At 61.6% G+C, this 10,037-nt stretch carries 10 protein-coding genes; 4 read left to right on the forward strand and 6 right to left on the reverse strand.

The features are described from left to right. Together EI28_RS04550 and EI28_RS14720 are read right to left on the reverse strand one after the other, a co-directional pair. A partial coding sequence (locus tag EI28_RS04550) for a TrmB family transcriptional regulator (RefSeq protein WP_048113045.1) occupies positions 1-480 on the reverse strand: 480 nt, incomplete at its 3' end. 404 nt (positions 481-884) lie between these two features. Continuing rightward, positions 885-1,004 carry a helix-turn-helix domain-containing protein gene (locus tag EI28_RS14720; protein WP_231476589.1) on the reverse strand — a complete coding sequence of 40 codons (120 nt, stop codon included), beginning with the start codon at positions 1,002-1,004 and terminating at the stop codon, positions 885-887. Between the two features lie 327 nt (positions 1,005-1,331). Between EI28_RS14720 and EI28_RS04555 the strand changes: the two genes are divergently transcribed. From EI28_RS04555 to EI28_RS04565, 3 genes are all read left to right on the forward strand, one after another. Beyond that, complete coding sequence (locus EI28_RS04555; protein WP_231476587.1) at positions 1,332-1,751, forward strand: hypothetical protein; 420 nt, start codon at positions 1,332-1,334, stop codon at positions 1,749-1,751. Continuing rightward, positions 1,748-4,006 (forward strand): RND family transporter, encoded by a 2,259-nt coding sequence (locus tag EI28_RS04560; RefSeq protein ID WP_048113046.1) that lies wholly within the window; start codon positions 1,748-1,750, stop codon positions 4,004-4,006. Before EI28_RS04555 ends, EI28_RS04560 begins: the two co-directional genes overlap by 4 nt. A gap of 88 nt (positions 4,007-4,094) precedes the next feature. Further along, on the forward strand, positions 4,095-4,784 hold the full coding sequence (locus tag EI28_RS04565) for a hypothetical protein (RefSeq protein ID WP_048113048.1): 690 nt from the start codon (positions 4,095-4,097) through the stop codon (positions 4,782-4,784). A gap of 16 nt (positions 4,785-4,800) precedes the next feature. On the opposite strand, the gene EI28_RS04570 is transcribed toward EI28_RS04565, so the two are convergent. Together EI28_RS04570 and EI28_RS04575 are read right to left on the reverse strand one after the other, a co-directional pair. After that, on the reverse strand, positions 4,801-5,592 hold the full coding sequence (locus EI28_RS04570) for a 4Fe-4S binding protein (protein ID WP_048113050.1): 792 nt from the start codon (positions 5,590-5,592) through the stop codon (positions 4,801-4,803). 57 nt (positions 5,593-5,649) lie between these two features. Continuing rightward, positions 5,650-6,261, reverse strand: a complete 612-nt coding sequence (locus EI28_RS04575) for a hypothetical protein (RefSeq protein ID WP_048113053.1) — start codon at positions 6,259-6,261, stop codon at positions 5,650-5,652. A gap of 70 nt (positions 6,262-6,331) precedes the next feature. Here EI28_RS04575 and EI28_RS04580 point away from each other — a divergent pair, with 70 nt between their 5' ends. After that, a complete protein-coding gene (locus EI28_RS04580; protein ID WP_048113054.1) occupies positions 6,332-6,652 on the forward strand; it encodes a hypothetical protein in 321 nt (106 codons plus the stop codon). On the opposite strand, the gene EI28_RS04585 is transcribed toward EI28_RS04580, so the two are convergent. Both EI28_RS04585 and EI28_RS04590 read right to left on the reverse strand, forming a co-directional pair. Then, entirely contained in the window at positions 6,594-7,466 is an 873-nt protein-coding gene (locus EI28_RS04585; protein WP_231476588.1) for a triacylglycerol lipase, read from the reverse strand. The genes EI28_RS04580 and EI28_RS04585 overlap by 59 nt on opposite strands. 42 nt (positions 7,467-7,508) lie before the next feature. Then, positions 7,509-10,037, reverse strand: a 2,529-nt coding sequence (locus EI28_RS04590) for a DUF3427 domain-containing protein (RefSeq protein WP_048113057.1), incomplete at its 5' end; no start/stop codon positions are given.

The raw sequence follows: 10,037 nt of genomic DNA on the forward strand, positions 1-10,037 counted from the left end.
GTCGATCTTGCGCTTGAGCGGTTTGATGGCCGCATAGTGCTTCCGGAGAAACGCCGGATCGTAGCAGAGGATCACCATGCTCTTCTTTACCCGGCGGAAGAGCGAGGAGAGATGGTTCTCGATCGCCCAGCCGCTCCTGAGGATGAAGAACGAATCGGGAGGGAGACGCGGTTTGACCGAGAGGCTCTTTAACACCTCGCGGGTCTCGTCGAGAGTCCGGACGTAATCTTCTTTGAGCCGGTCGAAGACCACGTCGATCTCGAGCACGTAATAGGAGGTAGGGGATCCTTCTTCAACTGCGATGAAGCCCCGCTGGGCCAGGTCGTTTAAGATCTCGTAGATCCGTCCCCGGGGAACCCCGCTTGCTTCGTGGATGTCTCGTGCGGTTGCCTTCTGCAGCCCGACGAGCGTGGAGTAGACGCTTGCCTCGTATTCGTTCATCCCGAGAGCCCGGAGCCCGGGAACTATTTCGGCAACCATTGCACCTCTATTTGGTTGCAACACACTTATGGTTTGCGGGAGAGACGGATAGATCAGCGAGAGAGGGTTCAACTCTCCTCGCAAGACTGCCCTTCACCGGAGCAGCCCCCTGCCGGAGGCCGGAACCATGCCGCCAGCGATCCGGTTCCGTGCAAAACGTGCCGGAAAGCCCGGTCGGTTCGAAGAAGGCCGTTTTGGCAAGGACAAACGAGAGCAGCATAGAAGAGCGATACCACCTGAACACGATGCTCGGATGTATCCACCCTCCGAAAGCCGGGAGAACCGTCATCAGCATGCCCCGGAAACGTATCCGGCGGCAACGGTTGGCCGGGGCTCGGGCGCGGCTGAGTCATCGCCCGAACAGCCCGTCCCCCGGTGCACCTCTCCGACAGGGGAGATTGTCGTCAGTAGCCGGCAAGGAGCGCGGTGGTCTTGCCGATGCCCGGTTTTTCTGCGAACTGCTGGCTGTTAATCCTGCGGGGATACTCGTAGTAGCCGGTAGCGTTTCGCCGCGAACAAGAGATCCCTCTATCCTGGGGTGAGCACCGAGAACGGGTCGTTCCCGGAGAAGGTTGCCTCTTCAAAGATGGCGTTCCTGACCTCGACGGTCATCTTGCGCATGCATCGTGTGGGACGTCGGCCGTATAGATACCGTACATATACGGGAGAACCTTGAATCCGCGGACAATCCAATACTGATCGGTATGAGAGACGCACGAGAACCGGCTGCGGGAAACCCTGCCGGGAAAACGGACTCCGGTTCCGGTCCCCGCCCGAGTTGCAGCAGGTTCATATCCTGTCCCTCAAAAACACTACCTCCAGCAGACGAACCATTTATAACGAGGAGAGACGTGAACTGCGCAACCACCTGCAACACCGGGTCCTGCCGTGGATCCCGAGAGCCACCGTGCACAAGAGCAATTTGCCGCAAAACATCCCGCAAAGAGCCATATATCGAGGAGACCGACCAGGTCTGGATCGAGGCGGGGTTCGTCCCTCCACAGGACTGCCGGCGAGCCGTAGCCCTGCTGCACCGTTTCGCCATGGACGAAGACCCCGCAGCATCCCTGCTCTCGTCCGTTCTCACGATGACGGCTAAATCCGGGAAGGACGGCCGCGGCTACCGGATCCTCGACCCCGTAAAACTCCGGCGCACAGCAGAGGACTGCGGGATCGAGCCCGGCAACAGCAGCGACGGCGAGATTGCTCACGCGGTGACCATGGCGATCATCGGTGAGTACGGGGAAACGGCGGTGGAGGAGCACGCATGAAAAACCCCTACGAGTGGCTCGCTGCCGCCATCAACAACCACACCTGGACCGTCGCCGGGGTTGCCGCGGCCATATTCATCCTGGCATGCTTCGGGCTCTCGATGGTCTCGATGGAGACCAGCGACGACGCCTACCTCGACAAGAGCACACCCCGCGGCGCGCTCCTGAACCACTACGTCGAGACCTACGGCTCCGACGCAATCATGCTCATCTACGAGACGGATAGCGTCAGGAGTACCGAGATCCTCAGGTATATCGACCATCTCCAGGAAGACCTCAGGAACGAGCGTTACGTCGACGAGGTCTCCGGCGTCGTCGATCTCCTGAAACAGGCCAACGGCGGCACCCTGCCGTCGTCCACAGCGGAGATCGACGCGATCATCGGACAGGCCCCGCCGGAGATGGTGGAGAGGATGCTGCCCTCGGACCTGATGACGATCAGCGTCATCAACCTCGAAGCGGGCGTCACGATGGACGCCCAGCAGCAGGTTCTCAATAACATCAGGTCCGTCATTGCCATATCGGAGCCCCCGCCCGGCCTCACAGTCACCGTCTCAGGAAACCCGGCTTTCGCTCAGGAGATGGGCGAGGCAATGGGATCCGAGACGGGCATGCTGATCCTGGTGGCCATGGTCCTGATGGTCCTCGCGGTGACGTTCCTCTTCTCCCACGTCCGCTACCGCCTGCTCCCGGTCGGGATCGTGGCCGTCGGGCTGATCATGACCTTCGGGTTCATGGGCCTCTTCGGCATTCCCATCAGCATGGTGGTGGTCGGAGCGTTCCCGGTCCTGATCGGGATCGGGATCGACTACGCAATTCAACTCCACGCACGGTTCGACGAGGAGATCCGGCACGGCACGATCCCACAGGCCGTCTGGGCCACCGTTACGCAGATGGGGCCGTCGATCCTGATCGCGATGTCGGCGACGGCGCTCGGGTTCATCGCGATGTTCTTTGCGCCGGTGCCCATGGTGGCCGACTTCGGGATGGTCTGCACCATCGGGGTCGTCTCCTGCTATGTCGCGGCGCTCATCATCGTCCCGGTCGTTGCAATCGTCACCCGCTACCGGCCGAGGAAGGAGGACGCGGCCCCCGGGTCCGCCCCGGCATCAGGGGAATCCCTCATCGAGCGGTACGACCGCCTCCTCGGCAGGCTCGCCTACACCGTCGCGAAATACCCGATCCCGGTCATCCTGATCTTTGCGACGGTCGCGGCAGGGGGATTCTATCTCGACCAGAGCGTTCCCGTCAGTGCGGACGAAAAGACCTTCGTCCCCGGCGATATGCCCGCCCTTCTCTCCCTCGAGAAACTTACCCGGGTCATGGGATCGACAAGCACCATCCCGGTCGTCGTGCTCGCGGACGACGTCCTCTCCCCGGAGACGCTTGCCTGGATAGATCAGTTCGGGGTCTACGAGCAGGAGCATAACGACAAGATCACGGGCGTCACGAGTGTCGCGACCCTGATCCGGGAGTACAACGGCGGGACGCTCCCCTCGACCGAGAGGGAGGTCAACAATGTTACTGCCCGGATCCCGGAGGAGACCCTCTCCCGTTACCTCAACGGGAACCTGGAGGCGGTGCTCGAGTTCTCGACGGTCGACATGGAGATGAGCGTCGCCCGCGACCTCGTCGGGAGGATACAGGACGACGTTGCGTGGAACAACCCGCCAGCCGGCGTGACGGTGAAGATCACCGGCCAGATGGAGATGTTCGCCGCCGTCATGGACGACATCAGCGATTCAAGGGTGTATATGACCGTGCTCGGGTTTGCCTTCATCCTCGGGTTCCTGATCCTCGTCTACCGGAAGTTCGGCGCCGTCTCGCCGGTCATCCCGATCGTCTTCATCGTGGGGTGGAACGGCGCGATCATGTACCTCCTCGGCCTCGAATACACGCCGCTGACCGCCGTCCTCGGGTCGATGACGATCGGCGTCGCGTCCGAGTACACCATCCTGATCATGGAGCGGTGCGAGGAGGAACTCAGCCAGGGCATGGAGTTCCTCGACGCTGTCCAGACCGCCGTCCAGAAGATCGGGACGGCCATCACGGTCTCCGGGCTGACGACGGTCTTCGGGTTCTCGGCGCTCACCTTCTCGACCTTCAACATCATCAGCAACTTCGGGATCGTGACGGTCATATCGGTAGGGTTCTCGCTCGTGGGGGCAATCGTCGTCATGCCGGCGATTCTTGCCCTGATGTACCGCTACACCGGGCGCTCCCGCGCTGTAGCGGCGGCCGGGGTCCCGGAGTAAACCCCTCCGTCACCCCCACGACCCGGGAGGCGGCAGGGGCATCAAGGTTTATATAGTACGGGCCATATCCTTCCCCCGGTGATATACCGTGACAAATGGAGATCTCTCGGCTCAGGTGTTTGAGCCGGTTGAAGAACTGGCTCGTAATGTTATTCTGTTTCTGCCAAACCTCATTGCAGCAATCGTCATCCTCATCATCGGCTGGATCCTCGGGCGTATCCTTGGAAGAGTTGTTTCCGAAGTTCTCGACAGAATCGGCGTCGACGACGCGCTCCGGAAGACATCGGTCGGCCAGCAGATCGAACGTTCCACGATGAACATAAGCCGCCTTTTCGACGTCATCGTCCGCTGGTTCATCTACCTCATCGCAATCCTCACAGCGGTCAGCGTCCTGCAGATCCCGGCTCTGACAACGGCGGTTGCGGCCATCGTGGCTTACATCCCGAACGTCGTCGCGTTCCTCGTCATCCTGATCGCCGGATTCATCCTGATCGACTGGCTGATAGACATCCTCCAGAACATGGGGGAGGTACAGAGCATCCAGGGCTTCGGGCTGATCACGATGCTGCTACGGGCGTTCCTTTACTTCGTCGTCGCCATCCTCGCACTCCAGCAGCTCATGCTCGACCTCTCGATCATCTATGTCTTCGTCGTCCCGATCGCCTGGGGAGTCGGGATCGGCATCGGTGCGGCAATCGCCATCATCATCGGGCTCGGCATGCGCGACCGGGCGCCGGAACTCATGGACCAGTTGATAGGCAAAGTGAGAAAAGAATAATCCTTTTTTGGCGGGCTTACAACCCGCCGAACTTCTGCACATGCTCCCGGGCCCGGCGGCGGCGAGGATCTTCGCCTCCTCCGGGAGCGTTGCGGCCGTAGTGCCGCCGATCCTCTCCAACCGGGCAGACTTTTATGCAGATGCCGCAGGGCGAGATGTGGCGCCGGGCGAGTTCGGCGCTGTTCTCCGCGCAGGCAGCCTTGTCGGTGAGTCCCTCGGGGTAATCCCGCTCGTCGAGCGCGCCTGCGGGACAGGCCTCGACGCAGAGCATGCACCGGGTGCAGAGGTTCTCCGCGAGCAGCGGATCGGGCGGGAGGTCCGCGGCGGTGATGACCGAGCCGAACCTGACCCGGGGGCCGTACTCCGGCGTGAGGAGCGTGTTGTTCACGCCGAAAGTCCCGAGCCCCGCGAGGAGGGCGGCGTGGCGGTGCGAGAAGAAGGCGACGGGGTTTTCCCGGAGCACCTCGATGCTCCCGTAGCCGTCCCGGGGGACGAAGACCGAGGGGTAACCCTCGTCATTGAGGAAGGAGGCGAGCCGGTAGGTGTACTGGTCGAGCAGGGTGTTGACGGTCTTATAGAGTTCGTGATAGTAGATGGAGGGAGAGGTTTCGAGCACCGGGAGGTGAACCGGGAGGCCGATGACGACCACCGATCGGCCCTCGGGAAAGATCGACTGCGGGTAGAACTCCTCCGGCATCCAGGGTTGGAACGGGGGGTTCTCCCACCGGTCCGTGCTCGCGATCCCGACGAGCGGGATTTCCATCCTCCGGCACCGCTCGAGGAGGGCCGCCTTCAGGTCGCTGTTCATGGGTATCGATCTCTTGCGTGCGGCGGGAAAAAATCTTCCTGCCTGCCTGCCCGGGGATCAGAACGCCAGGCGAACGAGCCCCATCGTCGCCGCCATGACCACGAGGATCGCGATTGCCCACCCGGCGAGCATGCAGAGGAGAGAGACCCGCCGCGGGTACTGGAAGGCCCACGCGACGACGGGGGTCCCGTAGAGGGCAATCCCGGGGATCCAGATGACCGGGATCAGCATCAGGGCGCCGTAGCGCTTCAGGTAATCGATACTCCCTGTCTTTGCATCGATCTTCGATAAAAGTCCCTGGACCATCCGGGAACGCCCGGCAAAGAGGTCGCAGACCTCGAGGATGCCGACCAGGACGGCAGCGGCCACCGACGTCAGGAAGACCAGGACGACCACCGGGTGCATCCCGAGCGAGAGGGCGACGACGGCCGCGGCCGCCTGGAGGAGGAGGGTCGATCCGATAAGGGCCAGGACCGCCGCGGGGGACACACCGAAGGCGGAGCCGAGGAGGAGCGGAACGGCCAGGAGGAAGAGGAGCACGAACGCAACGGCTCGTGCAACCCGGAACCGGCAGGTGTCCTGGGAGAGAGCCCGCCCGCATGCCTCGACGGCGGCAACCCTGATCATATCGTATCCTCTGTAGTCCTCCGGGTAGATGAACCTGCGCATCCGCCCGGCGGGAGGGACGGCGGTGCAGAAAAGCGAGGTTTTTATCCCGGGCTGACCTACACCCACGCATATGAGCGAGACTGAAGGTCGCTTTGAACAGGGGCGGTGGGTCGTCGACCCCGCCCCCGCACCGGAGGAGGAACCGGCACCGGAGGCTGAACCGGCAGTGGCCGCCCCTACCGTCGAGAAGCGGGTGCAGGAGGCATCGGAGTCGGTCCGGAAGGCGGTCAACGACGTGGTGAACGCAGGCCAGCACCTCTTCGGAACGCCCGAGGGGCACGAGCATATCCAGCAGGCGGCACGGAAGGCCGGCGAGGATCTCGAACGGGCGATCAGCGCCTGGGCGGAGTCCGCACGGCGGGCCCTGCAGAGAGAGAAAGGTAGTCCCTGACGCGGGCGACGACCTCGGGGTTTCTCGGCAGCATGGTGTGGCAGTAGAGCTCCGGGTGCCGGGCCAGGTTGCCGGGGTCCGCGGGGAGTACGTCCACCCCTGCACCCGGGAGGTGCGAGTCGGAGTGGGGAACGATGCCGTCGCCGGCATACGTCGTCCGCCACCCGCCGTCCGGGGCGAACTCCCAGGTTTTGCCGACGAAGGCCGGGAAGAATGCCGGGGTCTCGGTGAGGTTCGCGCCGAGGACGATCCGGTAGGCGATGTCGTCGCGGGTTCCGGCACGGCGGAGCGCCGCCACGGTCCTGCTCCGGGGGCGGAACTCCTGGACGATGGTGTCCTCCCGGGGGTCGTAGTCTTCCGGCACGAACACCCCGATAAGCCGCCGGATCACCTCCGGGCCGTGTTCGGGGTCGTTGAAGAGTTCGGCCATGGCCGAGCCGTTGTTCGGGGGGCCGATCCCGACGAGCTGCCGGACGTCCTCCTCCCGTGCATTGCCGTCGAGGGCTTCGAGGAGGTACCGGGCGATGCATGTCCCCATCGAGTGGCAGACGATGTCGACCGGGCCGCCGTACCCGGTCTCCTTCCTTTTTGCGTGGATGTAGTCCTGGAGAGCGAGGGCGATCGTCTCCGTCCCGGCGCCCTGCATCGCCGTATGGTCGAAGTTCCAGAAGGGCACACCGGCCCCGGAAAGCGCCGGGGCGAGACGGTTCCAGATGCCGGGATGGCTCCGCCACCCGTGGACCAGGACGGCCGGGCACCGGTGGTTCATCGGGATGGTACCACGCCTCCTCCGGGCAAACAGGGGTTCATTCATTCATGATCCGATGCTCAGCACGATGTAGGTTTCGGCAGGCCGCTATCCAACCACCATCTTATTCGCTTTCAGGAAGAAGCCCGGCGGCATCGGGTCATCGAGTTCCCAGGTAATGCTCATCGGCCGGCTCCCCTCGTGGGAGACGTACCGGGCGGTGCCGAGGAAGAGATACGGTTGCGTGACGCCGTCGACCTTGTTGTACTCGCGGACGAAGAGAAGGACCCTGCTCCCCCGCCGTTCATGCTCGATATAGCGCCGGCCGGTCGGCGAAGACGCCGAAGTGGTGCTCTGGGACTGCCAGTGGAAGAGGTCCTCGTTGACCGCGTAGTCTTTGTACATCGTTGTGGGCGAGTAGTGCTCCTCGGTCTTATTCAGGGTGACCAGGAACACATCGGCCTTCTTATCCTCCAGGTACACAACCCCCTCCCGGCTGCCGCCTGCCGGTTTCCAGGTCAGGGTATAGTGGCCGAGTGCTGCAAAAGCCTGGGCCCGGGTGTACGTAGCGTGGAGTTCAAGGGCGTTCTCGAAACCAAGGTCGACAGGTTTTGGGAGGAACTCGATATGTGCCCCGTTATACTCAAGGAGGTCGCAGATCTCACGCCGGATCTCATCATATGCGAAGAGATCGGAGAAGATCTCTTCAATACCCATATTCTCGTCACGAAGAGGTACATCGCTGAGCGAGTAGTAGAAGAGTGCCAGTATGCTCTTCTCGCGGTCCGAGAGAGCCGCCGGCGAGTAATGGCAGGGGTCGGAGAGCGCAGCTCTGATGAGGCGGATTGCTTCCGGGGAATTCAGTGTCGCCAGTCTAATTGCGGCGGTCCTGGGGAAGAGGCGTTCATCCGCGTAGGTCCCCGGGTATACGCCCGCCTCTGCGGCCAACGAACAGAACGTGCCCCTTCGGTAAACATCGAGAGGCTGCAGGCTGTAACGCTGGAGGAATTTCTTGAAACTGAGGGGTTCGCCGGTCTCATCTTCGAACGAACGGATCTTGCGGATGAGCGTGGCCCGATTCGTTATGTTTGCCCTGATGTTTGCAAGAACCCTTTCCCGGGCCTTCTCCTCGAAGTGGATATAACAGCCCTTCGGAAGCGAATAAGAGTCACGAGAGACCTGTTCTACCAGGGTTTTCCCGCCAGGAGAGAGAAGCGCTGCAATCCTCTCACCGAACGGGAAGTTTTTGTTGTGATTGCCAACAAAGTCAAGGACCGTCAGGCACTCTTTCCCGTCCGAGAGGCGGAGCCCTCGTCCAAATTGTTGGATAAAGACTGTGAGGCTCTCGGTGGGACGGAGGAAGAGGATGGTGTTCACCTCGGGGATATCAACGCCTTCGTTGTAGAGGTCGACGACGAAGATGAAGTGGATCTCCCGGGTGACCAGCCGCTTCTGGATGGTGGAACGTTCTTCCCGTGAACTTCCGGCGTGAAGACAGGCCGCAGGGATACCCGCCTCCCGGAACGCTGCAGCCATGTATTCAGCGTGCTCAACGGAGACGCAGAACCCGAGCCCGATGATGTCGTGGAGATCGGTCGTGTAGTCCTGCACAGCCCTGATGATCAGGTCTGCCCGCTGCTGGTTCCCGGTGTAGAGCCTGGAGAGCTCGGCGGGATCATAGGTTCCTCGCTTCCAGGGCACGGTATCGAGGTCGACGACATCGGTGACACCGAAGTAATGAAATGGGGCGAGCAGTTTTCGGTTGATTGCCTCAGGAAGCCGGATCTCAGCAGAGATCTTTTCGTTGAAATACTCGAGGATGTCAAGATTGTCCATGCGTTCCGGTGTCGCGGTGAGTCCAAGGAGGACCTTCGGGGTGTAGTGAGTGAGCAGCCTCTGGTACGAGGGCGCAGCGGCATGATGGAACTCGTCGACGATGATCATGTCGTAATAGTCCGGGGGTGTGATCATCGGGAGGTTTCTGCTGTTCAGGCTCTGGATTGAGGTGAAGAGATGCTCGATTTGCGCAGGCTCGTTCCCTCCGACCAGAAGATCCCCAAAGTTCTGGTCCTTAAGAACTCCCCGGAAGACCTGGAGGCTCTGTTTCAGGATTTCCTCACGGTGAGCAACGAAGAGCAGACGGGGATATCCCCCCGGCCTCTGGACGAGGCTTTTGTAATCAAACGCAGATATGACCGTCTTCCCCGTCCCGGTTGCGGCGACTATGAGATTCCTGTAGTTGTTGTGCAGTTCCCGCTCCGCCTTCAGCCGCTCGAGGATCTCTTTCTGGTAATAATAGGGCCTGATATCGAAGACCGGGCGGAGATCAATCTCGCTCCGCCTCTCCTTTGAGAGGGCACGCTGCAACCGCTCCCGGCTCTCCGGCGTGTATTCGATGAACTCCGGATCTTTCCAGTAGGTCTCAAACGTCTTCTCGATCCTCTGGATGATGTCATATGAGTCCTGCTCGGTGACCTTGACGTTCCACTCAAGGCCGCTCGTTATCGCGGGGTTCGAGAGGTTAGATGACCCGATATAGGATGTGGAGAAGCCGTTGTTCCTGTGGAACGTGTAGGTCTTCGCGTGGAGCCGGGTTCTGTCGGTATCATAGGATATCCGGACAGTGGTGTTCCGAAG

The sequence above is a fragment of the Methanoculleus sp. MH98A genome, from assembly GCF_000691865.1.
Classification (GTDB): Archaea; Halobacteriota; Methanomicrobia; order Methanomicrobiales; family Methanoculleaceae; genus Methanoculleus.